Genomic DNA, 25,658 nt, shown 5'->3' on the forward strand with positions numbered 1-25,658 from the left:
CAGAAGTTGTTAAAGTACCATTTTTTCGATTGGACACACCAAAATACCTTGAGCGCCGTTGGCTTTTAGTTCATCAATGACATCCCAAAATTCGTTTTTACTAATTACAGAATGCACAGAGCTCCAACCCTCTTCCGCAAGTGGCAAAACCGTTGGACTTTTCATTCCCGGCAGCACGTTAATGATGTCTTGAATTTTATCGTTAGGCGCATTCAACAGTACATACTTTGAATTTCTACCTTTTAAAACAGATTGAATTCTAAACTGAATTGTGTCTAATATTTTTTGTTTTTCCTCAGATAAAACAGGAGAAACAGCTAAAACAGCTTCAGATTTTAAAATGGTATCTACCTCTTTCAAGTTATTTTTAAACAATGTACTTCCACTAGAAACAATGTCGCAGATAGCATCGGCTAATCCAATGTTTGGTGCAATTTCAACCGAACCATTAATGATGTGCAAGTTGGCTTCAACTCCATTTTTATCTAAAAACATTTGAACCGTATTCGGGTAAGATGTAGCAATACGCTTACCTTCTAAATCTTTAACACTTCCGTATTTGGCAGATTTTGGTACCGCAATACATACTCTACATGAAGAAAACCCAAGTTTTTCAACAATATTAATGCCTTGACCTTTTTCTATTAATACATTCTCGCCAATAATAGCTGCATCTACCACACCATCCTTTAAATATTGTGGGATGTCGCCATTTCTTAGATAGAATACTTCCACAGGAAAATTTCTTGCTGAAGCTTTTAATTGGTCTTTACCGTTATCAATGGAAATACCAATATCTTTTAAAATACTCATTGAGTCTTCGTTTAGTCGACCCGATTTCTGCACTGCAATTCTTAGTTTACTCATTTTGTTGTTTTTATATGAGTTTGAAACAATCTTTTAGTTGGCATAATTAAAAAACCCGCTTGATTGTCTCAAACGGGTTTAAAATATATGTTGATTTTACTCAATACATTTTCACTTCGCCTGAGAGCAAATATGAAAATGATGATGTGTTTGAATAAAAGTCATGTCTTTTTTTTACTTGTACAAATATCTACATTTTATCTGATTAAATCCAAATTATAAATGTAAATATTCTAACAATTAAACAATATCAATAATTATCAATAAAAAAATTAATATTTTATAAAATATTGATATAAATGCTGAATTATTTTATTTAGATATTACTGATTCCCTAGAATAATAGGCATTCCAGAATCACCTGAACCAATTACAATTACTTTACTATTTGGAGATTCAGAGAGCTTTACTGTTGCTTCAATTCCTTTATCCTGTAGTATTTTATCAGTTAATGAAGCACTTAAAATTCTATTAGACTCAGCTTTACCTTTGGCTTCAATAATTACTTTCTCAGCTTCTTTTGCTGCTGTAACTAATCTAAATTCGTACTCTAAAGACTCTTGTTCTTGACGCAATTTACGTTCAATAGCTTCTTTAATAGTATTTGGTAAGGTCACGTCTCTAACAAGTACTTCATTTAATTGTACATACTGTTTGTCAAGAATTTTTTTAGTCTCAGCAAAAATTTCGTCTTGAATCGCATCTCGTTTACTAGAATATAGTTGCTCAGGCGTGTAACGACCTACCACACTACGAGCTGCACTGCGAATAGCAGGTTGAATAACACGTTGCAGGTAATTTTGACCAAGTGATTGGTGTAAATTCCCTAAATCCTTATAAACAGGCTCGTACCATGCTGATGCATCAATTTGAATTTCTAATCCGTTAGATGATAATACTTTCATTTTTTCAAACAACTCTTGCTGACGCACTTCATAAATGTAAACCTTATTCCAAGGTGCCACGATATGAAACCCTTCACCCATAGGCGGTTCATCTACTACAACCCCATCTCCAAAGGTTTCAAAAAGCACACCTGCTTCACCAGACCCTATGGTTACTGCAGATTTTGCAAGCAACACAATTAATACAAATACACTAATAATTATTGGCACAGCCACTTTTGGTAATCTTTCCATTTCTATTTTTTGTTTAAATTAATCCGTTATATTTTCTTAAAAACCACTCCAAACCAAGGCTTAAAGCCATTATTGCGAGCAGATATTTCCAATCTATCAAAGGTATGGTATTTTTACTGCTTTTTTGAATTGGTAGAAATCTTTTGTCTTCTAGTAAATCTTCAAAAATCTTTTCAGCATCATCAATAAAATAACTTGACCCTCCACTGTTAGTAGCTAATTGCTGCAGTTTTGTTACATCAGCATTTAAAAACTGCTGTTCTACATCAAATTTTAAAATTTGGAAACTGCCCGATCTTGACAAGTTTTCTTTAGAAGTACTTACAACAAAACTATACTCTGAAGGCGGTAAACTACTTAAATCTACTTGATAATTATTGTTTTTTAATATTAAAGGAAATGTTTTTTTAACATCTGTAGCTTTATCAATTATAGTAATATTAAGAGATTCACGAGAATCAAAAACATAATTTTTATCGAAGTACTCTGCTTTTATGACTATATTACTGCTTCCATTATAAAACGATTCATAATCTATATTCAACCTACTTTTTTGTTTATTACTTGATAAGTATTGAGTGATTTTTCCAAAGAAATTATCAAAAGCTTGAAATGATTTTTCGTTTAAATAACTTTGTGCACGCCACTGCCATAAATTTTCACCAAACAAGACTGCTTCTCGCCTTCCGTTTGTCTCAAACGTAGCCAAAAGAGGTAGGTTAGTTGAAAAACCACCTACCGATTTATTTAATATAGATTGAAAAGGAACTGTGAAGTTCACCTCTCCATAATTCGAAATTAGAGGTGGAAATGATTCAAAATCTAAATCTTCAATAATGAATGGCGAATAATTTATATTTAATTCGCCTATATAATATTCAGTTTGTTCGGTGACATCATGCGAATAATTTTGAGCCACTTGATTTATAAAATTCAAGTCTGTTTTAGGTCCTATTATTACAAATTTATTTAGATTTTTTGAAACTAAAATACCATATAAATCCTTAAAGTTTTTATTAGGCTGATATATTATAAATAATTGAAAATCATTTATTTGATTTATAACATTGGATGAGTTTAGTATTGAAACTGATCGTTGCTCATTACTTTCAATACTTTTTTTGATGACACCTATGTCGGGATGAAGCATATTAGTAACTAAAGCTATTTTTGTTTTTTGATTTATCACCTCAACGGCAAAATTCTTATTATTATTAACCTTATTTTTTTCATTTTCTAAAGGTACCAAAGTTGCTATATAATTATTTACGCCAACTCTATTTGCTGGAAGTGTGAAATTGATAACCTTTGAATTATCAGCTTTTGAAAAGTTGACTGCTTTTGAAAATACCGTAGCGTTACCATTTTTTACAATAAAATTAGAATTTACAGTTTGGTTTCCGTTATACACCAAAATAGCTTCTACTGGGAATTTATTTTTTAAAAAGGCGTACTTATTAACGTTGAATTGCTGAATTTTTAAATCAGTGTACGTAATAGTATCCCCTAAAATTATTGGAAAAATAGGCTGTTTATAATTTCTATATGAAAATTGATAATCGTTGCCGTAGGTTTGATTTCCATCTGTAATTATAAGTGTTGGTGATGTAGAAGATTTATATACCTCAGCTAATTGCTGAAAAGTTTTTGAGATATTAGTTTGCGTTTCTGAAAAAGAAATTGAGTCTAGTGGGTTTAAACCTTTACCAAAGGTATAAACACTCAAATTAAATTTTTCTTGAATTTCTTTATTGCTATTTAGTTTTTCAATAAAATCTTTGACATTACTATCTTGTTTTAAATGTTCAATAGAACATGAATTATCAAGAGCAACAACTAAATTTGGTTTCTCAATAGATGTTTTTACTTGATTAAAACTAGGATTAATAATTAGTAGTAACACAGCAAAGACTGATAAAAACCTTAAAAAAGAAAAAAGCATGTTCAATTTAGACATGCTTTTTCTATTTGTGAAATACTGAAAAAGCGCTAAACTTAGTGCTATAATTCCAGCAAGTATAATGTATAATAAAGTTTCTGTTTGCATTTATAAGCCTTGAGCCTACGCTCAAGGTAACATTTCGATTATGTTAACATACCGCCATCAACATTTATAGTTTGTCCGGTAATGTATGCGCTCATATCACTCGCTAAAAACACGCAAACATTGGCAATATCTTCTGGAGTACCTCCACGTTTTAAAGGAATTCCTGCGCGCCAGCCTTTAACAACTTCTTCATCTAATTTAGCTGTCATTTCTGTTTCGATAAAACCAGGAGCAACTACATTACTTCTTATGTTTCTTGAACCTAATTCTAATGCCACTGATTTAGAAAAACCAATAATCCCAGCCTTTGATGCTGCATAATTAGTTTGTCCTGCGTTACCTTTAACCCCAACAACAGAACTCATATTAATAATAGACCCTTTACGTTGTTTTAGCATGGTTCTTTGAACAGCTTTGGTCATATTGAAAACCGACTTTAGATTTACTTCTATTACCGTATCAAAATCTTCTTCAGTAATACGCATTAATAAATTATCCTTAGTGATTCCAGCATTATTAACAAGTATATCGATACTTCCAAATTCTGCAGCAACATCTTCAGCAAGCTTTTGAGCTTCTTCAAAGCTCGCCGCGTTACTTTTAAAACCTTTGGCTTTTACACCCAAGGCATTAAGTTCTTTTTCCAATTCGTTTGCTGCTTCAACAGAAGAGCTATATGTAAAGGCTACATTAGCACCTTGTTGAGCAAAAACTTGTGCAATTCCTTTTCCAATTCCACGACTAGCACCAGTAACTATGGCTGTTTTACCTTCTAATAGTTTCATTTATAAAGTTTGGTTAGTTATTAATAATCATAGTATTTCAAATATAACAAATACTAATGGTAACCAATAAAAAAACCTCACAAGATTGCAAGGTTTTTTTAAATATGTATTAAGAATTAAGCTAAAACTTCTGCTACCTTTTTTCCTATTTCCGCAGGTGAATCCACAACGTGAATACCACATGCTTTCATTATTTTCTTTTTAGCTTGTGCAGTATCGTCACTACCTCCAACAATAGCTCCAGCATGACCCATGGTACGTCCAGCAGGTGCAGTTTCTCCAGCTATGAAACCAACTATAGGCTTTTTACTTCCACTCGTTTTATACCAATTAGCTGCATCAGCTTCTAACTGACCGCCAATTTCACCAATCATAACAACAGCTTCTGTTTCTGGATCGTTTATTAATAACTCAACAGCTTCCTTTGTAGTTGTTCCAATAATTGGATCACCACCTATACCAATAGCTGTTGTAATACCTAACCCCTGTTTTACAACTTGATCTGCAGCTTCATAAGTTAAAGTACCAGATTTTGAAACGATACCAACCTTCCCTTTTTTGAATACAAAACCTGGCATAATTCCAACTTTTGCTTCTCCAGGTGTAATAACACCAGGGCAGTTAGGACCAATTAAACGACATCCTTTATTTTTAATGTAACTAGACGCTGTAATCATGTCTGCTACAGGAATACCTTCCGTTATAGTAATAATAACTTTAATACCTGCATCAGCAGCCTCCATAATTGCATCGGCAGCAAATGCTGGTGGAACAAAAATAATAGTGGTATCTGCACCAACTTTTTCAACAGCTTCTAAAACCGTATTAAAAACAGGTTTATCTAAATGCGTTTGTCCACCTTTACCTGGTGTAACACCTCCTACAACGTTGGTACCATATTCAATCATTTGACTAGCGTGAAAAGTACCTTCACTACCTGTAAAACCTTGAACAATTATTTTTGAATCTTTATTAACTAATACGCTCATTTTATATTATTTGAATATTGTTGCACAAATATAATTTTTTGTAACCACTTAATTATATTAATTTTTTAATTGTTTTAAAATATTTGGAATTTGCTTTATTGAAGCCATTTCTTTAAGATGGGCACGCACTTCTTGGGCTGGTGTGCCCCAATATACCTTTCCTCCCTCAATAGATTTAGTAACGCCTGATTGTCCTTGAACAACTGCTTTTTTACCAATGGTAATACCACTTGTAGTACCAACTTGACCCCATAGTGTAACTTCATCTTCAATTACCACACAGCCAGCAATACCAACTTGCGATGCTATTAAGCATTTTTTACCAATTACGGTGTCGTGGCCAACTTGAATTAAATTATCAAGTTTTGAGCCTTCACCAATAATTGTATCTCCTGAAACTCCTCTGTCTATTGTACACGAAGCACCGATATCCACATAATCTTCAATAACAACACGTCCGCCTGACTTTAATCGATCATAGCCATCTGGTCTATTTTTGTAATAAAAAGCATTGGCTCCTAAAACCGTTCCTGAATGAATGGTTACATTATTACCAATTACTGCATCATCATAAATACTAACATTAGAATGAATAATGCAATTTTTTCCTAAAGTCACATTATGACCAATAAAGCAATTAGGTTGAACAACCGTACCCTCACCAATTTTCGCAGTGGCTGAAATTGAATTGCTTGAACTCTGGAAGGGTTTAAAATGGTCTGTAAGTTTATTAAAATCTCTAAAAGGATCATCGCTAACTAATAATGCTTTCCCTTCAGGACAATCAACTTCTTTGTTAATTAAAACTATGGTGGCTGCTGAATTTAAGGCTTTATCGTAATATTTAGGATGATCTACAAAAACTATATCTCCACGTTCTACTACATGAATTTCATTCATTCCAAGCACCTGAAAATTAGCATCACCAACAAACTTACAGTCTATTAATTCTGCTACTTCCTTTAATGTATGTGGTTTTGGAAATTTCAATCTTAGTCTTTGATACGTTCTTTGTAAGTCCCTTTTTCAGTTTCAATTTTTATTTTATCACCTTCATTAATAAACAACGGTACATTTACTTCAGCACCAGTTTCAACCGTTGCTGGTTTTGTTGCATTAGTAGCGGTATTACCTTTAACCCCAGGCTCGGTATGAGTGACTTCTAAAATAACACTTGCTGGCATTTCAACAGAAAGTGGCATATTATCTTCAGTATTGATTAATACTGTAACCACTTCCCCTTCTTTCATTAAATCTGGTCTATCCAAAGCAGCTTCTAAAAGTCTTATCTGCGTATAATCAGCTTCATTCATAAAATGATAAAATTCACCATCATTATACAAATACTGAAATTTGTGTGTTTCAACACGAACATCTTCAATTTTATGACCTGCAGAAAAGGTATTATCAATTACTTTTCCTGTTGTTACACTTTTAAGTTTAGTTCTAACAAAGGCCGGTCCTTTACCCGGTTTTACATGTAAAAACTCTATTATTTTAAAAATATCGTGATTATATCTAATACATAATCCGTTTCTAATATCACTTGTGCTTGCCATAATACTACTTATTGAATAATTATTTTTGTTTGTTTGGTTAGTTTGATTTAAAATAACCTTTCATAATACCTCTATGTGAATTTTTTATAAACTGAAGAATTTCATCACGTTCTGGAGTTGCTTCCATTTCAGCTTCGATAATTTCTGCTGCTTGGGTATTATTGTAATTTTTTTGATATAATATTCTGAAAATATCTTGAATTTCTCTGATTTTTTCTGTTGAAAAGCCTCTTCTTCTTAATCCTACGGAGTTAATGCCAACATATGACAAAGGTTCTCTTGCAGCTTTTACAAAAGGTGGCACATCTTTTCTAACAAGAGATCCACCTGTCACAAAAGCATGATTTCCTACCGAAACAAATTGATGAACAGCAGTCATACCAGCTAATACTACATAATCTCCAATAGTAATATGCCCTGCCAAAGTACTGTTATTTGAAAATATACAATTATTTCCAACAATACAATCGTGAGCGATATGGCAATAAGCCATAATCAAACAATTATCACCAATAACGGTTTTCATTCTGTCGGTTGTTCCCCTATTTATAGTCACACATTCTCTAATGGTCACGTTATCGCCAATTTCAACAGTGGTATCTTCGTCGTTATATTTCAAATCTTGAGGAACCGCAGAAATTACAGCCCCTGGAAATATATTACAGTTTTTACCAATTCGAGCGCCTTCCATAATGGTAACATTACTACCAATCCATGTACCCTCCCCAATTTTTACATTGTTATGTATGGTTGTAAATGGTTCAATGACTACATTTTTTGCAATTTTCGCACCTGGGTGCACATAAGCAAGTGGTTGGTTCATAATTATTTTACTTTAGAGATTTGAGCCATTAATTCCGCCTCGGCACATAATTTACCATTAGCATACGCATAACCTTGCATATGACAAATTCCACGACGTATTGGAGTGATTAACGAACAATTAAATATTAACGTATCACCAGGCATTACTTTTTGTTTAAACTTTACATTATCCATTTTCATGAAAAACGTTAAATAGTTTTCAGGATCTGGAACCGTATTTAAAACTAAAACACCTCCCGTTTGAGCCATAGCTTCAACAATTAAAACACCCGGCATTACTGGAGCTCCCGGAAAATGGCCTTTAAAAAATTCCTCGTTCATAGTCACACTTTTTGTTGCAACAACGTGGTGGTCTGAAAGCTCAAATACTTTATCTATTAGCAAGAATGGTTGTCTGTGAGGTAACATATCCATAATTTGAACAACATCCATTAATGGAGGTTGATTCAAATCTATATTTGGAACGTTATTACGACGCTCATTCTTAATAATTTTTGATAGTTTTTTCGCAAATTGAGTATTTACAAAATGCCCTGGTTTGTTAGCTATAACTTTACCTCTAATCCTAGTTCTTACTAAAGCTAAATCTCCTAAAACATCTAATAACTTATGTCTTGCAGCTTCATTTGGATGGTGTAAAGTCAAATTATCTAGAATACCGTTTGGTTTAACTTTTATAGAATCTTTTTTGAAAGCTCCTCTTAGTTTTTCCATGGTTTCTGGAGATAATGCCTTATCAACGTAAACAATAGCATTGTTTAAATCGCCTCCTTTTATTAAACCGTGCTCTAAAAGCATTTCAATTTCATGCAAGAAACTAAATGTACGTGAGTTGGCGATATCTTTTTTAAAATCTGAAACCTGATTTAAAGTTGCATTTTGAGTCCCTAAAACTTTGGTTCCAAAATCTACCATAGTAGTAATTTGATATTCCTTAGCAGGCATTACTAAGATTTCGCTACCAGATTCTTCATCAACATAGGACACAATATCTGTAACTACAAACTCTTCTCTAAACGCATCAAGTTCAACAACACCCGCTTTTTCAATGGCTTCCACAAAAAACTTAGAAGACCCATCCATTATTGGAGGTTCAGAAGCGTTAAGTTCAATAATAGCATTATCAATATCCATTCCAACTAAAGCTGCTAAAACGTGCTCGGATGTTTGAATAGATACCCCGTTTTTCTCTAAACAAGTACCGCGTTGTGTGTTAGTAACATAATTAGCATCTGCTTCTATAGAAGGCTCACCTTCTAAATCAACTCTTTTAAACGTATATCCTGAGTTTGCCGGTGCAGGCTTAAAAGTTAAGGTTACATCTTTACCAGTATGCAATCCTACTCCTGTAAGAGAAACTTCTTTTTTTATAGTTTTCTGCTTGATTTCAGTATTAACTATTCCCATTTGTTCTTTTCTAAATCATTAATATTTTTAACTATAGTTGGCAAATTTTTAAAATGCACATAAGACTTATTATAGTCTCCGTAAGGTATTGCAGGAGAACCTTGAAGTACTTCATTGTCTTTTACATGTCTTCCTATTCCTGATTGAGCCTGAATTTTAACATTATTCCCTATTGTAATATGACCAACAATACCCACTTGTCCTCCAATTTGGCAATTCTCTCCTATTTTAGTAGAGCCAGCAATTCCTGTTTGAGCAGCAATTACAGTATTCTTACCAATTTCAACATTATGAGCAATTTGAATTTGATTATCAAGCTTTACACCTTTTCTTATAATAGTTGATCCAAGAGTAGCTCTATCAATAGTTGTTGCAGCGCCAACATCTACAAAATCTTCTAAAATAACATTACCTATTTGTGGTACTTTTTTATATACTCCATTGCCGTTAGGCGCAAAACCGAAACCGTCTGCTCCTATTATGGCTCCAGAATGTATAACACAGTTTTTACCTATGATGGTTTCAGAGTAAATTTTAGCCCCTGAAAAAACCGAAGTATTGTCGTCTATAGTCACATTGTCTCCTATGTAGGCATTTGGAAAAATTTTCACATGATCTCCAATAACCACGTTCTCACCTATGTAAGCAAATGCACCTAGATAAATTGATTCACCATACCTTGCGGAATCTGAAATATATACAGGACTCTCAATACCTTCCTTATTATTCTTTACTTGATTATAATACTCCAATAGTTTCGAAAACGCCTCATAGGCATCTTCAACTTTTATTAAAGTCGTTTTTATTTCGTTTTCGGCAACAAACGATTTATTTACAATAGTAACTGAAGCGTTAGTAGTATAAATATAGTTTGTGTATTTAGGATTTGCAAGAAATGTTAAAGACCCTTCAAACCCTTCTTCGATTTTGGAAAGTTTTGATACTTCAACATCTGGATTTCCAACCACATCACCTTCTAATATTCCTGCTATTTGTTGTGCTGTAAATTTCACACTTTGATAGTTTGATGTTGTTTTTTGTTTGAATGACGCAAAAATAGGAAAAATGTACTAAAGTTTAGCCTTTGGATAACATATATAATGTTTTGTAACTGGTTTTGATAAAGCCTTAAGATTCAATTGGTCTGAAGCTTTTACAATATCTTCTATTTTTCCAGACTTGTGAAGAATATTAATTTGTTTAGTATCTAACTGGTAGGCTTGGTTTGAAATACTACCAGTAAAAACAAAATATTTAGCTTCATGCTCTGATATGTTGTAAGTTTTAATTATCGCATCAATATGCTTTTTTAAACTATTTTCTTTAATGATATTATTCTTTATTTTAATTTTAAGCAGATTTCTATTTATAATCATTTCACACAAATTTCTTAAAACAAAATCTTCATGATATTGCCAATCTTTCATGGCTGAAATAATATCGAAATCATCTAATTGTGAAAAAATATTTAACGTTTCACTATTAAACTCTTCTAAAGTAACATCGTTTTTTAAGAAATAAATTAAAGCATCACTTGCATTGAGTTTATAACCCAAATCATGCAACTCATTGGCTCGCTGTAACACCCTAATTAATAATTGTTCTGCAACCAATCCTGTTTTATGCAAGTACACTTGCCAATACATTAATCGTCTTGCTATAATAAATTTTTCAACGCTGTAAATACCTTTTTCCTCAACAACCAATTCGTCATTAACCACATTCAACATGGTTATTAAGCGTTCGCTATTTATATTACCTTCGGCTACACCAGTGTAAAAACTATCGCGTTTTAAATAATCGGCCCGATCCATATCTAATTGTCCCGAAATTAGTTGACACATAAATTTTCTTGGATATATCCCTTTAAATATTTCGATTGCAAGCGTTAAACTTCCGTTAAATTCTTCATTTAATTGTTCCATAAAAAGCAACGAAATTTCTTCATGAGATACATTATTGACTATAGAATGTTCCATGGCATGAGAGAATGGACCATGACCAATATCATGCAACAAAATAGCAACGTAAAGTCCCGTTTCCTCCTCTTCAGAAATCGTAACTCCCTTAAAACGAAGTACATTAACAGCTTGCTGCATTAAATGCACGCAACCTATAGCATGATGGAATCTTGTATGATGAGCACCTGGATAAACCAAATAAGACATGCCCATTTGTGTAATTCTACGTAACCGTTGAAAATATTTGTGCTGTATTAAATCGAAAATTAGCGAATTTGGAATAGTAATAAATCCGTAAATTGGGTCGTTTAATATTTTAAGTTTGTTCAAACTTTAACTTTTTACTTTTTACAATACAAATATAAACATAAGAGCCTATAATGGACTTAACAATATAAATAAAAGAATATGATAAAAATACTTTGGGTTGATGATGAAATAGATTTACTAAAACCTCATATTTTATTTCTAGAAAAGAAAAACTATCACGTTACTACATGCAATAGTGGCTCTGAAGCTATTGACGTTTTAGATGAAAATAGTTTTGACATTGTATTTTTAGATGAAAACATGCCAGGTTTAACAGGACTTGAAACATTGAATGAAATTAAAGAGAAAAAAGACAATCTTCCTGTAGTTATGATCACAAAAAGTGAGGAAGAATATATAATGGAAGAGGCCATAGGTAACAAAATTGCCGATTATTTAATTAAACCAGTAAACCCAAACCAAATCCTTTTAAGTTTAAAAAAGAATTTAGATCATTCTAGATTGGTTTCAGAGAAAACGACTTCAAATTACCAGCAAGAATTTAGAAAAATAGCCATGGATTTATCTATGGTAAATAGCTATGAAGAATGGGTTAGCCTTTATCAAAAATTAATTTATTGGGAAATTCAACTAGAAGATATTGAAGATGCAGGCATGTTTGAGATTTTAGAATCTCAAAAAAATGAAGCCAACATTCAATTCGGAAAATTTATTGAAAAAAATTATGCCAATTGGTTTAAGCCAAATACCGATGCGCCTATAATGTCGCATACATTATTTAAAGAAAAAATAGTACCCGAAATAAGCAAGGAACAACCAACACTTTTGGTGGTAATAGATAATTTGCGTTACGACCAATGGAAAGTTTTTGAACCGATAGTTAATAATTACTTTAAGAAAGACAAAGAAGATGCCTTTTTTAGTATTCTTCCAACGGCAACTCAATATGCAAGAAATGCTATTTTTTCTGGACTCATGCCAAGTGATATGGAAAAGTTATTTCCTGAATATTGGAAAAACGATACTGATGATGGTGGCAAAAACTTGCACGAAGCCGATTTTTTAAACAGTCAAATGAAACGATTAGGTTTAACTGATTTATCTTATGAATATCACAAAATTACAAATCTGAAAACGGGTAAGAAATTAGCAGAGAATTTCAAGTCTTTAAAAAATAATGATCTTACCGTTGTGGTTTACAATTTTGTTGATATGCTTTCGCATTCTAAAACCGAAATGGAAGTTGTTAAAGAATTGGCATCGAATGATAAAGCGTATAGATCTTTAACATTAAGTTGGTTTAAAAATTCACCACTATTGGAAATGATACAACAAGCTCAACAATTAGGGTTTAAATTGATTTTAACTACCGATCATGGCACTATAAATGTGAAAAATCCATCAAAAGTAATTGGCGATAGAGAAACTAGCCTAAATCTACGTTATAAAACTGGAAGAAGTCTTACCTATGACAGTAAAGACGTACTATTCGCTAAAGATCCTAAAGAACTTCACCTACCCTCTATAAACATGAGTAGCTCGTATATATTTGCGAAAAGCGATTTGTTTTTTGCGTATCCTAACAACTATAATCATTATGTTAGTTATTACAGAAACACCTATCAACATGGAGGTGTCTCACTTGAAGAAATGATAATTCCATTTGTAGTTTATAATCCAAAATAATCTATAAAAAGCATATATTACCGATGAAATGCAATTTTTTTTAGGATATCTTATTTATTTTAATTAATATTGCCAATAAATTTAATAGCAATTGAAAATTAGCTACGGCATAAATGAGGTTGAACAAGTAGCTAAAAACCTCTTAAAGAATACAAAAACAAAAACGATATTATTCTATGGGCATATGGGCGTTGGCAAAACTACCCTAATAAAAGCCTTAGTAAAAGTTTTAGGAAGTAATGATGATGTAAGTAGCCCAACATTTTCAATTATAAATGAATATAAATTGCAAGATGGAAAAATATTTCATTTTGATTTATATAGAATAAATGATATTGAAGAAGCTTATAATTTTGGTATAGAAGATTATTTAGATTCCGAGCATTGGAAACTCATTGAATGGCCTGAAAAAATAGAAGCCATTTTACACCAAGATGCGGATAAAATTGAAATAATTTTAGACGACAATAACAACAGAATTATAAGTTTAAAATAATAGAAAACAACCAAATAAACCACTAGCATATGGCTCATAAATAGCATATTTCCTTTAGATTTTGAAGTTTTACGGGAAACCCACATCACGAATTTTAAAAATCAATGTTTTTAACATAATTTTAACATTTGGTGATTAACTTCAAGATAGTCTTTATTTACATTTGGGTTATTAATTAATTAAATCCCTTATAAATATGAAGACTAAAAAGTATCTAGTTGCAATTGCAATTTTCGGAGGCGTGTTATTTTTAGCTCAAGCTGCAAACACATATAATGTTGATGCACAAGCAACCGCAAAAATCGAAAGAAGTAAAATTAAGCTTGCTCCCAGAGGATAAAAGAAGCTTAGTTACAGGTACTGTTGTAGCAACTTTAATTGCTGTGACTCCTTACTTGTTTTATTTATATGAAAGTGTTCCAGATAATCAAATTTGGGACACTTTTTTATTTACTTTTAATAGTAATTTCTACGAAAACGCTAAAACTGCAGTTTGGATTTTAACAGGTAAATTAGTTCCTGTTTACTTATTATTTATTTGGTTTTTTACATGCAGACACTGGTGGTACCATGTATTACTTGTGCCTATTGCCATGTATGTATTTCAAATTATGAATATATTAAATGATGATTTATCTTATGTGGATGAATTACAAATGGTATATTTAATTCCAGTAATGGCTATTGTTATTCCATCAATATACCTGATTAGAGCTAGAATTTTCAACAAAATAAATGATGCCAATAAATCCTTGGAAGAACTAGAAGCAGAATTTAAAATATCACCTAAAAACTTTTGGGAAAAAATTAAAGCTTATTTTTAAAAAAGTTATTCTAAGCGCTCTCGCTCATTAAGGTCTATTTCTTTTTTATTATTACTCAATCTAAAATTCCCAAACTTATAATTAAAACCAAAGGTTATTAATCTGTTTTCTAACCTCGATTTTAACAAAAGATCTTGATTCAAGTATTTAGTAGTTTGATTAACATTTAATGTGTTAAATAAATCTGTTACACCAACACTCACAGATGCCCTATTATTCCATAGTGCTTTTTTAATATTAATATCAAGGCTAGATCTTTCATTAAAACTAGAAGCGCCTTCTACCAATGGTGAAATGTATAAATACGCTATATCGGCGGTCAAACTTTTATCACTTAAAAAAGATAAGTAATTAACAATTTGCGAATATAAACTCCATTGATCAGTACTTGATAACACGTTATCGCTTTCAATAGCAAAAAATTGATTATCATAGTAGAATAGCGAGGATAATAAATATAAATCCCAATTATTAGTAATTGAAGTATACGTTGTAAAATCTAATCCATAAGAAATACTTCTATCAATATTCGTATTTATAATCTTTAATAAATTATTGTCGTTATCCTGAAACAATATTTCTATTGCTGGATTACTTTCATAACGATAATAAGCTTCAAAAGTATATTTTTGGTTAAAGGTATAACCTAAAGTAAAAACATCATCTATTTGAGGCTGCAAATTTGGGTCTCCAGTTATGTACGTGTTATCATTTAAAAAATATTTAAATGGGTTTAACTGACTATATCTTGGTCTGAAAATTCGTCTGTTATAATTAAAATAAACTTCGTTGTTTTCATTTAAATTATGCAAAATATAAAGCGACGGGAAAAACTTTCCGTATTCATTATCATTATTTGTATTTGTAGAAATAGAATTAGATTTGATATCTGTCAGTTCCGTTCTCAAACCCAATTTTAAACTCCAAGATTCCCAATCTTGAGCGAAACTAAAGTAAACGGCGTAATTTGTTTCATCATAAAAAAATGTATCAGAATTTTGCAAATCTTGTTCTCTAATATCATCTTCAAAATTGAATTGCGTTAAAATACTTTTAGAGTTTATATTCGAGATTTTCATACCTGCTAAAAACAAACCACCATCGCCAGCAGGCAATTCATAATCTAACTGACCGGTATAAAGCTTAATTTCTTGACTTGCAAAAGTTTGAAATCTATTATTTCTAATTAATGACGCATCAGGAAAAAAATAATCTGTATCGACATTTTGAAAACTTGAAAAATCGTAATTGGTATGATGGGCACTTACTGCAAGCTTCTCCCCTTGCTTTTTAAACCTGTGCAAATAATCTAAAGTGAATGCCAGATTGAACGTTTCATCTACTTTTCGATTATCAGTTATAAATGTAGAATCTAAAACTTTATTACTATTAAAAACATCTGTTATAGAATTCACATCAGTTTGCGTGTTCTCCCTTGGTGAGATAAGGATATTTGTTGAAAACCCCAAACTGTTATTCTTATTTAAATCATAATCAATATTTGCATTAATATTATGGTTTGATGTTTCACGAGTTCGTTTAAAATCGGTTACCCAACTAGAAGTTATGTCGTCGTTTCCATCAATAAAATTTACAAACTCGTCATCATTTCTATAATCTTTTCTTGGACTAATATTATAATTTAAATATGTATTTAGCTTTTTAGCTTTAAAAAAATGACTTGTTCCAAATGAATATTTTGGATATTCAATGCCTTTCTTATAATTTCCAAATACACTACCATTATATCCAGTAACAATATTTTTTGATGTAATTATATTTAAAACCGAACCACCTTCGGCTTCGTATTTTGCTGGAGGACTCGTAATAACTTCAATAGACTTTATATTACTTGCTGAGGTGCCTTCCAGAAGTTGTTGCACTTCGCTAGAGGATAAATGCACCCTCCTGTCATTGATATAAATTGTAGGTGTAGATTGCTTTACGGTAATTTTGTCGTTATTTACCAAAACACCTGGTGCATGCTTTAAAACATCTAATACATTATTATTAGAAAGGGTTGAATTCTCAACATTAAACACCAACCTGTCAACCATTCTCTTTACTGTAGGTCTTTTAGCAACTATTGTAACATCATCAAGTTTTTGTACTAATTCGTTAAGTACAATAAGATTTAGATGTAAATCTTCATTGAGGTTTATTTCTTTCAAATAGTCTTCAAATCCTAAAAAACTAATTTTTAAAGTGTATGTCCCGACACTTATATTATCAATCCTAAAAGCTCCATCATCATCTGTTGTTGTACCTTTTATAAAATCAGGGTTTTCAGCATTGAATAGTACCACATTAGCAAATGCAACAGGTAAATTACTTGTTTCAACAACGTTACCGCTAATATTAAACTGTTGAGCAAAGCATAAAGAAGTGAAAAATATAAAAATGTGGGGAAGAAATTTTCTAAGCATACTCAAATTTATGAAAACAAACTTATAATAATTTATTTACACATCAAATTTGCAGATATAAAGTTGTTTTTATATTTAACATGCAAATTGGTAGTAAACATATTTAAAATTTCAAATGGATTTATCTTTCGTAATTTATTATGATTAAAATTTTTATTTGTAATTTGAAATTTTATAATTAAACCTAACCATGTCGAAACAACCTCTTTCGCCTTTTACAAAACAACAACTACTTCCACAGGAAGAAACCCTTGAAATATTTAAGAAAAAGGGAGAGCTTTTTATAGGAGTTCCAAAAGAAACCGCTTTTCAAGAAAAACGAATATGTTTAACACCTGATGCTGTTTACGCTTTAGTAAATAATGGACATCGCGTTTTAATAGAATCTGGGGCCGGAAAAGGCGCCAATTTTAGCGACAAAGATTATAGTGAGGCTGGGGCCGAAATCACAAAAGATACCGCAAAAGTATTTTCATGCCCCATGATATTGAAAGTAGAACCTCCTACCCTAGAGCAAATAAAACTTTTAAATCCGCAAACTATTTTAATCTCAGCACTTCAGATTAAAACACAAACTAAAAAATATTTTGAAGCTTTAGCATCCAAAAGAATTACAGCCTTAGCTTTTGAGTTTATAAGAGATACTGATGGCAGTTATCCTGCCGTAAAATCGTTAAGTGAAATTGCTGGAACCGCTTCAGTTTTAATTGCTTCAGAATTACTTTCAAACTCTAACGCTGGTAATGGCTTAATGTTTGGAAATATTAGCGGCGTACCACCAATAGAAGTTGTCATTTTAGGTGCTGGCACAGTAGGCGAATTTGCTGCGAGAAGTGCTATAGGCCTTGGAGCAGGTGTTAAAGTGTTTGATAATTCGATAACAAAGTTAAGAAGCATTCAATCGCAACTTGGCAGGCCTTTATTTACATCAACCATTCAACCTAAAAACTTATTAAAAGCGTTAAAACGCTGCGATGTTGTTATTGGTGCGGTAAGAGGCTCTAACAGATCACCAATTGTAGTTTCAGACGCTATGGTTCAATCCATGAAAAAGGGAGCAATTATAATAGATGTAAGTATTGATATGGGTGGATGCTTTGAAACTAGTGAAGTTACATCGCATAAGCAGCCTACTTTTATAAAACATGATGTGGTGCATTATTGCGTACCAAATATTCCGGCAAGATATCCTAGAACAGCAACTGTTTCTATTAGTAATATTTTTACTCCATATTTGTTGAAAATTGCCGAAGATGGCGGGATTGAAAATTCTTTAAGATTTGATAAAGGTTTAAAAAATGGATTGTACTTTTACCACGGTATTTTAACCAGTAAATCTGTTGGCGAATGGTTTGATTTAAATTATAGTGATGTAAACTTACTTATATTTTAAAATCTATTTTCTGCCTCATTAAACATTTTTAAATGAAACTTATTCAACGAATTGGATATTATCTTGGAGGATTTTCTTTAGGACTTATTATTTTAGCTTTCTTTCTAAATGGAAAAAAAACATCATGTAGTTATGGTCCTGACGCAAGAGTTTTAAAAAATATAAATTCTAAAAAAATAAAGTATAGTGAAACACTATCCAATCTTTTAATCAACAAAACAATAGATTCTACTGGCATTAATTTCGTTCTAAAAAAAGGAGATATAAACTTTTCTGAAAGTAATCCAAGACAAGAACCTTGTGGAATATATGTTGTAGAAGGTACTTATAATGATAATGACGTTTTGTTAACTGTTGAAAACTGTGATAGTATTGCAACGGTTTTAGACTTTAAAACACTTCAGTAAAATGATAAAGCGACTTTTTGATGTTGTTTTTTCAATTATTGGATTAATTGTATTATTTCCTTTTCTTTTACTAATCGCTCTTTTGATAAAAATAGATTCAAAAGGACCTGTTTTTTTTATTCAAGGTCGTGTTGGTAAAAACAATACAGACTTCAATATTTATAAATTTAGAACCATGCGGGTTCAATCTGATAAAAAAGGATTACTTACATTAGGAAATCACGACTCTAGAATAACCAAAATCGGATATTTTTTAAGACGTTACAAAATAGACGAGTTTCCACAACTACTTAATATCCTTAAAGGAGATATGAGTTTTGTGGGTCCTAGACCAGAGTTACGATATTATGTTAATTTCTATTCTCAGGATGATATGACTATATTTAAGGTTAGACCAGGTATTACGGGTTTAGCTTCTCTTAAATATAGGAATGAAGTTGAGCTTTTAAAAGCTGCGAATGATCCTGAAGAATTTTTCATAAAAACTATTATCCCTGATAAATTAAAGTATAATAAGGAATATATTAAAAGACAAAATTTCTTTTTTGATTTAAAACTTATTGGTCTTACAATAATTCAAGTAATAACTAAATAATGGATTGAATAGTCAATTTGTGGCTAAACATTATTATTCATAATTTGCATATAGATTAAATAACGAACTTAATTTCTACTTGAAAACTTTTACTGGTTTATATGAATAAAGAAATGGCTAATTATATTGATAAATTATTATATGATTCTGATCTCTTTCCTGATAAAACTAAGCAATATTCCAATTCTTCCAGTTACGATTTTACTAATGAAACTATTATAATTACTGGTGCTGCTGGTTCGATTGGTAGTGGATTATCAAAACAACTGATTCATTGCAAATTCAAAAAACTCATTTTAATTGATAATGCCGAATCACCATTATATGAGCTCATTAAATCATTAGAGTTCAAAGATACATCCAAAGTAGAATTTATATTAATTGATATTACAAACCAAAATTCGATTACTCAAGTTTTTGAAAAATATAAACCTACACTTATTTTTCACACAGCAGCATACAAGCATGTGCCATTAATGGAGAGCAACCCAATTAAGGCATTGGAATTGAATATTTTTGGTACAAAATTATTAGCAGATTTAAGCTGTGAGTTTAAAGTTAAAAAATTCCTTTTTATTTCTACTGATAAAGCTGTAAATCCTATTAGTATAATGGGCCTAACAAAAAGAATAGCAGAAAATTATTTAAACTTATTAAATTCTAAAACTAACACGGTTTTCGTATCAACAAGATTTGGCAACATTCTAGGGTCCAATGGCTCTATAGTTCCATTATTAAAAAAACAAATAGAGTTAGGCCTACCAATTACACTAACTGATATTAATGTAACCCGATATTTTATCTGTAAACAAAAAGCTTGCAACCTAATTTTAAAATTAGCCACATTAGAAAAATTCGATTACAATTTATATACTTTCAATATGGGTAATCCTGTTAAAATATCAGATTTAATTGAAAGAATGTATTTGATTTGCAACAGTGAAGCAAAAACACATGAATTAAAAATTATTGGATTAAGACCAGGTGAAAAACTTCATGAAGAAATTATTTCTATAGATGAAGAACTTTTTAAAACAGAGCACCCTGAAATTCTTGGAGTAAAACAAAAAAAAACCATTCAGCCTAAAAATATTAATTTTTCTGGATTATTAGAAATCAACTATGAAACATCTAGTATAGATGTGAAAAGTATTTTAAAATCGTACCTCTAACATCAAAGTGTTTTTCTTCTCTTTTTTTCTTTGGTTAACAATGCTAATTCCCTACCAGTTTGTCCTGCCACCGATGTATTCTCTTCAGCACGTCTTATTAAATAAGGCATAACATCCTTTACTGGTCCAAATGGGATATATTTTGCCACATTATAGCCTTTATTAGCTAAATTAAAACTTATATGATCACTCATGCCATATAATTGCCCAAACCAAATTCTAGGGTCGTTATTAAGAAGACCTTTTTCTTTCATGAGATTCATTAATAAATACGAACTGTCTTCATTATGCGTACCTGCAAAAACAGACATGCAATCTAAATTATCTAAAATATAACGAAGACCAGCGTTAAAATTTTCATCAGTTAGAGCTTTACTTTTACAAATAGGCGATTTATAACCTTTTTCTTCAGCCCTTTCATTCTCCTTCTCCATATATGCGCCCCTTACCAGTTTATACCCTAGAAAATATTTACCAATTTTAGCTTTTTTATGTTCTACCTTTAAAAAATCTAATCTATCATGTCGGTACATCTGTAAAGTATTGTATACTATTGGCTTCTCAGTATTATACTTCTCCATCATTTGCGTAACTAAACTATCTGCGGCACCTTGCATCCAGCTTTCTTCTGCATCAATCAAAACTGCAACATCATTGGCTTTGGCTTTTCTGCAAACCGCATCAAATCTATTAACAACATTTTCCCATTCACTCTGTTCTTTAACAGTTAACTTATCCCCTTTTGTTATCTTCTCATATAACGACAAACGTCCAAACCCTGTCGGCTTAAATACAGCGATTGGTATCGCGTTAAGTTCTTTAGCAAAGTCAATAATTTTTAATATTTTATCTTTTGCAGAGTCAAATTCCTTTTCATTTTCCTTTCCTTCAACAGAATAATCCAAAACAGAACTCACACCTTTATCATACATTTTATCAATCACAGATAAGCAGTCTTCTTCATTCACACCACCGCAAAAATGATCGAAAACGGTAGATCTTATTAGACCTTCAATGGGTAAATGCGCTTTTATGGCGAAGTTAGTGGCAACTGTTCCAATACGAACCAAAGGCTCAATTGAAATCATTTTAAACAAGAAGTACGCTCGTTCTAATTCAGAATCGGTTTTTAACGAAAATGCGATTTCGGTATTGTCAAAAATTAAATCTGTATTCATTAATTGAAAAATTTATTCAAAGATAATTATAGCGAAGTTATCATTTTATATAAAAACTCCTTAATTTCACAGCCTTAAAAAAAATAATTCATTTATGGATTCCATTAAAGCTAACAATAGTATTATTCATTTTAATAATAATTGTTATACTTCTTTAAATCAGCATATTGATAAAAATAATTTTTCAAAGATTTTCATTCTTGTTGATGAAAATACACATCAATATTGTTTACCAATTTTTTTAGAAAAGCTGGAAACCGAACTAACAATTGAAATTATTGAAATTGAATCTGGCGAAATAAATAAAACAATAGATACTTGTGTAGGCGTTTGGAACACTCTATCAGAATTAGATGCCGACAGAAAAAGTTTAATGATTAATATTGGAGGTGGTGTTATTACAGATTTAGGCGGTTTTGTTGCTTGTACTTTTAAGAGAGGTATTACTTTTATTAATGTACCAACTACGCTATTGTCTATGGTTGATGCATCAGTTGGCGGAAAAACAGGAGTTGATTTAGGCCATTTAAAAAATCAAATTGGCGTGATAAGTAATCCTGATTTGGTGTTAATTGATACACATTTTTTAGATACTTTACCTCAAAATCAAATGAAATCTGGATTAGCAGAAATGCTAAAACACGGACTTATAACAGGAGAGAATTATTGGAATAAATTTCAAGATTTATCAAAACTCTCTTTAGATGATTTGGATGAATTAATTCATGAATCGGTTGTGATAAAAAAGAATGTAGTTGAAGAAGATCCGTTTGAAAATGGATTGCGTAAAACATTAAATTACGGGCACACATTGGGCCATGCCGTAGAATCTTATTTTTTAAGTCATCCAAACAAAAAGACTTTATTACATGGTGAAGCTATTGTTGTTGGAATGATTTTAGCTAGTTACATTTCTAGTGAATTGGTTGGATTCCCAAAAAAGACTACTGACGAAATAAAACAATTGTTTTTAAGCTATTATAATAAAGTAACTATTGAAGAAAGTGATTATCCTGCAATAATTGAGCTATTAAAATATGATAAGAAAAACAATCACGGTAATATCAATTTCGTGCTTCTAGAAGATATAGGAAAACCGAAAATTGACTGCTTAGTTGATAATAAATTAATAATAGCATCATTTAAATATTACGCATCGTAATGTAAAAATAGATATTAATAAAAAAAGCATCAATAAATGATGCTTTTTTTTTTATGTTTATAATTCTCACTTTAAGCTTTTCTAAACCTGCTAAATAACCCTTTCTTTTCTGGTGTACCGTAATATCCATATTTGGCACCATAACCGAAATTTGACTGTTTTACATCGTTTACAACAAACATCATATGATTTAGTTTCTTCTCAGCATGTAACTCTTTAGCAAAATTCAAAATCTTCTTTTCAGTGTGGTCTGCTCTTGTTAAGTAAATGGTATGACCAGCATATTGACTGATTAATAAAGTATCTGTTACTAACATTGAAGGCGCAGTATCTACAATCACATAATCATAATCTTCAGATACTGTATCGAAAAGATCTTGTAGTCTGTCGCTCATAAGTAATTCCGCAGGATTAGGAGGCACCTTACCAGAGAGTAAAATATCTATTTCAATATCATTAATCTTATAATTATTAATAGTATCAGAAATATTAACTTCTTTATCTGATAAATACTCGGTAAGCCCAATTTTATCCAGTTTCGTTTGTTTTTTAACATTAAAAGCTGAATAGATTTGAGGGTTTCTAATATCTGCTCCAATTAATAAAACTCTTTTCCCTGTATTGGCCAAGGTTAAAGTCATGTTTAAACTAAAAAAAGATTTACCTTCTCCATTAATTGTTGAAGTAACAAAAGCTACATTATTGTATTTATTATCACTTTTACCACGTCTTATATAATCAAAGTTGGTCCTTATTATTCTAAAAGACTCAGATAGTATTGATCTATCATTACGTTCTATTAATGAATTGCTGTTACCAGATACTCTTGGTATTTCACCTAAAACAGTCATGCCATTTACTATTTTATCCAAATCCTCCTTATTATGTATTTTTGTATCTAATAAATTTCTAACATAGAAAAAACCAAAAGGAATACAACATCCAATAATAAATGAAGCAAAGTAAGTTATAGTTTTATTAGGAGATACCGCATTATATGTTGAGTGTGCAGAATCAATAATTTTTGCATTTGGAGATGTTGAAATTAATGATATGGTTGCCTCCTCTCGTTTTTGTAAAAGATATAAATATAATGACTCTTTAATACCTTGCTCACGCTCTATATCTCTAGATTGTCTAACTTGTCCTGGTACAGCATAAATCTTAGAATTTAGTTTAGATGATTGATTTTCTAGACTCTTAATTTGAAGTCCAACCGCCTCGGCAGAATTATTTAACCCCACCTTTAAACTATTTTTTAATGCAAGTAATTGCTGGTCTAAATTGACTATAATTGGATTTTTTTCATTCGAACTTTTTAAAAGTCGATTACGATTGTCTAACAGTTCATTATATTTACTAGCTATAGAATTAACAGAACCGTTTGCTAAACCTATATTAGCTGGTATTGGATCAAATGAATTTTCGCTTAGTTGATTTCGCATAAAGTTTATTTTATTATACTCAGTACGCGAATTAGCTAATTCTTGTTCGGTTTCTGCATTCGATTGTAAATATAAATTGGCTTCAGAAGTTATATTTGTTAGCTTATTTCCTGTTTTAAACTGCTCTATTTCATCATCAACCTTACCTAAATCTGACGCAATTAAGTTAATTCTCTTATTTATAAACTCGGCAGTATTATTAGACTTTGCACTCTTTTCTTCTATGGATTTTCTGTTATACTCATCAACTAACGTGTCTAAAATAGCTTTTGCTTTACTTACAACACGATCGTTAAGTGACAAATTTAATACCATGGAAAACTCAGAAGCTTGCTTTATCTTTACCGCATTTCTATAATATTCGGCAACCTTATCAACTGGCTTTATCTGAACATGAAAAGTTTGTCCAGCAAAGTTTCCTATTTTTGATGTATTTGGGGTTATTAAAATATCGCCCATGGGTGTTTCTACATTTTTACCGAAATAAGATTTCTTTGAAATTTCTTCTTCATTTTCCAAGAAATAATTGAAGTTAAATTCTGTTTCCGATAAAATATTTAAACTAAAATTGAATTTAGTTTTATCAACTAGTGTATCTGATACTAGAAAACTTATATTTAATGGCGCTTTATCTATTGGGAAATATTCAGAACTATAAATACGTCCTTGAGCAAAAAAACTTTTATTAAGGCCTAGTCTTTTCACTACACCTTTCATTAACCTCCTTGATTTTAAAACTTCTATTTCATCTTCAACTTTCTTACTATCACCTGACGGAAGTTTACCTAAATCTTTAAGTATCTCCTCTGCTGGGTTTGACACACCATCATCTTCCATTAACATAATTTTGGCATAAGCATTATACTCAGGTTGCGTATATCTCAAATTAAAATAAGCTAATCCAATGCATATGGCACAACTTAGTGCAAACCATTTCCATTGCTTTAAATAGAATGTTAGTTCTTTTTTAAAATCTATATTTTGTTTCATTATTTGAAAGATTTAGTTGTCAAAATTAATTAAAA

Annotated in this window: 22 protein-coding genes; 8 read left to right on the forward strand and 14 right to left on the reverse strand. The window is 31.1% G+C overall.

Translation table 11 applies throughout. The annotated features are described in order from the left end of the window. Positions 1 to 9 precede the first annotated feature (9 nt). The 11 genes from hisG to O5O44_RS09535 form a co-directional block, all read right to left on the reverse strand. Positions 10 to 867 carry an ATP phosphoribosyltransferase gene (gene hisG / locus O5O44_RS09485; RefSeq protein WP_289194135.1) on the reverse strand — a complete coding sequence of 286 codons (858 nt, stop codon included), beginning with the start codon at positions 865 to 867 and terminating at the stop codon, positions 10 to 12. Positions 868 to 1,190: 323 nt separating this feature from the next. Then, complete coding sequence (locus tag O5O44_RS09490) at positions 1,191 to 2,006, reverse strand: prohibitin family protein (RefSeq protein WP_289194136.1); 816 nt, start codon at positions 2,004 to 2,006, stop codon at positions 1,191 to 1,193. A gap of 13 nt (positions 2,007 to 2,019) precedes the next feature. After that, the gene (locus O5O44_RS09495; RefSeq protein ID WP_289194137.1) at positions 2,020 to 4,053 is read right to left on the reverse strand and encodes a VWA domain-containing protein; all 2,034 of its coding nucleotides are present in this window, start codon (positions 4,051 to 4,053) and stop codon (positions 2,020 to 2,022) included. Between the two features lie 38 nt (positions 4,054 to 4,091). Beyond that, entirely contained in the window at positions 4,092 to 4,838 is a 747-nt protein-coding gene (fabG, locus tag O5O44_RS09500) for a 3-oxoacyl-[acyl-carrier-protein] reductase (RefSeq protein WP_289194138.1), read from the reverse strand. A gap of 116 nt (positions 4,839 to 4,954) precedes the next feature. Beyond that, positions 4,955 to 5,827 (reverse strand): succinate--CoA ligase subunit alpha, encoded by an 873-nt coding sequence (gene sucD, locus O5O44_RS09505; protein ID WP_019388627.1) that lies wholly within the window; start codon positions 5,825 to 5,827, stop codon positions 4,955 to 4,957. A 57-nt stretch (positions 5,828 to 5,884) separates the two neighbouring features. Continuing rightward, positions 5,885 to 6,817 carry a UDP-3-O-(3-hydroxymyristoyl)glucosamine N-acyltransferase gene (locus O5O44_RS09510; protein ID WP_289194139.1) on the reverse strand — a complete coding sequence of 311 codons (933 nt, stop codon included), beginning with the start codon at positions 6,815 to 6,817 and terminating at the stop codon, positions 5,885 to 5,887. A gap of 2 nt (positions 6,818 to 6,819) precedes the next feature. Beyond that, positions 6,820 to 7,386, reverse strand: coding sequence for an elongation factor P (gene efp, locus O5O44_RS09515; RefSeq protein WP_289194140.1), 567 nt, complete (start codon positions 7,384 to 7,386; stop codon positions 6,820 to 6,822). A gap of 37 nt (positions 7,387 to 7,423) precedes the next feature. Beyond that, positions 7,424 to 8,209, reverse strand: coding sequence for an acyl-ACP--UDP-N-acetylglucosamine O-acyltransferase (gene lpxA / locus O5O44_RS09520; RefSeq protein ID WP_019388630.1), 786 nt, complete (start codon positions 8,207 to 8,209; stop codon positions 7,424 to 7,426). Between the two features lie 2 nt (positions 8,210 to 8,211). Further along, on the reverse strand, positions 8,212 to 9,618 hold the full coding sequence (locus tag O5O44_RS09525) for a bifunctional UDP-3-O-[3-hydroxymyristoyl] N-acetylglucosamine deacetylase/3-hydroxyacyl-ACP dehydratase (protein WP_289194141.1): 1,407 nt from the start codon (positions 9,616 to 9,618) through the stop codon (positions 8,212 to 8,214). Next, positions 9,609 to 10,631 carry a UDP-3-O-(3-hydroxymyristoyl)glucosamine N-acyltransferase gene (lpxD, locus tag O5O44_RS09530; RefSeq protein WP_019388632.1) on the reverse strand — a complete coding sequence of 341 codons (1,023 nt, stop codon included), beginning with the start codon at positions 10,629 to 10,631 and terminating at the stop codon, positions 9,609 to 9,611. Before lpxD ends, O5O44_RS09525 begins: the two co-directional genes overlap by 10 nt. A 57-nt stretch (positions 10,632 to 10,688) precedes the next feature. Continuing rightward, positions 10,689 to 11,909 (reverse strand): HD domain-containing protein, encoded by a 1,221-nt coding sequence (locus O5O44_RS09535; protein ID WP_289194142.1) that lies wholly within the window; start codon positions 11,907 to 11,909, stop codon positions 10,689 to 10,691. A gap of 78 nt (positions 11,910 to 11,987) precedes the next feature. On the opposite strand from O5O44_RS09535, the gene porX reads away from it, so the two are divergent. From porX to O5O44_RS09550, 3 genes are all read left to right on the forward strand, one after another. Continuing rightward, positions 11,988 to 13,535, forward strand: a complete 1,548-nt coding sequence (porX, locus tag O5O44_RS09540; protein WP_289194143.1) for a T9SS response regulator signal transducer PorX — start codon at positions 11,988 to 11,990, stop codon at positions 13,533 to 13,535. 91 nt (positions 13,536 to 13,626) lie between these two features. Beyond that, positions 13,627 to 14,031 carry a tRNA (adenosine(37)-N6)-threonylcarbamoyltransferase complex ATPase subunit type 1 TsaE gene (tsaE, locus tag O5O44_RS09545; protein ID WP_289194144.1) on the forward strand — a complete coding sequence of 135 codons (405 nt, stop codon included), beginning with the start codon at positions 13,627 to 13,629 and terminating at the stop codon, positions 14,029 to 14,031. Positions 14,032 to 14,312: 281 nt separating this feature from the next. Then, complete coding sequence (locus O5O44_RS09550) at positions 14,313 to 14,855, forward strand: hypothetical protein (RefSeq protein WP_289194145.1); 543 nt, start codon at positions 14,313 to 14,315, stop codon at positions 14,853 to 14,855. Between the two features lie 5 nt (positions 14,856 to 14,860). Here O5O44_RS09550 and O5O44_RS09555 read toward each other — a convergent pair whose 3' ends face one another. After that, positions 14,861 to 17,281 (reverse strand): TonB-dependent receptor domain-containing protein, encoded by a 2,421-nt coding sequence (locus O5O44_RS09555; protein WP_289194146.1) that lies wholly within the window; start codon positions 17,279 to 17,281, stop codon positions 14,861 to 14,863. Between the two features lie 190 nt (positions 17,282 to 17,471). Between O5O44_RS09555 and O5O44_RS09560 the strand changes: the two genes are divergently transcribed. From O5O44_RS09560 to O5O44_RS09575, 4 genes are all read left to right on the forward strand, one after another. Next, positions 17,472 to 18,674, forward strand: a complete 1,203-nt coding sequence (locus tag O5O44_RS09560) for an alanine dehydrogenase (RefSeq protein WP_289194147.1) — start codon at positions 17,472 to 17,474, stop codon at positions 18,672 to 18,674. Between the two features lie 32 nt (positions 18,675 to 18,706). Further along, on the forward strand, positions 18,707 to 19,081 hold the full coding sequence (locus O5O44_RS09565; RefSeq protein ID WP_289194148.1) for a hypothetical protein: 375 nt from the start codon (positions 18,707 to 18,709) through the stop codon (positions 19,079 to 19,081). 1 nt (position 19,082) lies between these two features. Next, positions 19,083 to 19,676 carry a sugar transferase gene (locus O5O44_RS09570; RefSeq protein WP_289194149.1) on the forward strand — a complete coding sequence of 198 codons (594 nt, stop codon included), beginning with the start codon at positions 19,083 to 19,085 and terminating at the stop codon, positions 19,674 to 19,676. A 101-nt stretch (positions 19,677 to 19,777) separates the two neighbouring features. Next, positions 19,778 to 20,848 carry an SDR family NAD(P)-dependent oxidoreductase gene (locus tag O5O44_RS09575; protein WP_289194150.1) on the forward strand — a complete coding sequence of 357 codons (1,071 nt, stop codon included), beginning with the start codon at positions 19,778 to 19,780 and terminating at the stop codon, positions 20,846 to 20,848. A 2-nt stretch (positions 20,849 to 20,850) separates the two neighbouring features. Here O5O44_RS09575 and O5O44_RS09580 read toward each other — a convergent pair whose 3' ends face one another. Then, positions 20,851 to 22,026, reverse strand: a complete 1,176-nt coding sequence (locus tag O5O44_RS09580; RefSeq protein ID WP_289194151.1) for a proline dehydrogenase family protein — start codon at positions 22,024 to 22,026, stop codon at positions 20,851 to 20,853. Between the two features lie 94 nt (positions 22,027 to 22,120). Between O5O44_RS09580 and aroB the strand changes: the two genes are divergently transcribed. Continuing rightward, the gene (gene aroB / locus O5O44_RS09585) at positions 22,121 to 23,188 is read left to right on the forward strand and encodes a 3-dehydroquinate synthase (RefSeq protein WP_289194152.1); all 1,068 of its coding nucleotides are present in this window, start codon (positions 22,121 to 22,123) and stop codon (positions 23,186 to 23,188) included. Between the two features lie 71 nt (positions 23,189 to 23,259). On the opposite strand, the gene O5O44_RS09590 is transcribed toward aroB, so the two are convergent. Further along, on the reverse strand, positions 23,260 to 25,623 hold the full coding sequence (locus O5O44_RS09590) for a GumC family protein (RefSeq protein ID WP_289194153.1): 2,364 nt from the start codon (positions 25,621 to 25,623) through the stop codon (positions 23,260 to 23,262). Positions 25,624 to 25,658 lie beyond the last annotated feature (35 nt).

Origin of the sequence: Algibacter luteus (genome assembly GCF_030344935.1) — a bacterium.
Lineage (GTDB): Bacteria > Bacteroidota > Bacteroidia > Flavobacteriales > Flavobacteriaceae > Arenitalea > Arenitalea lutea.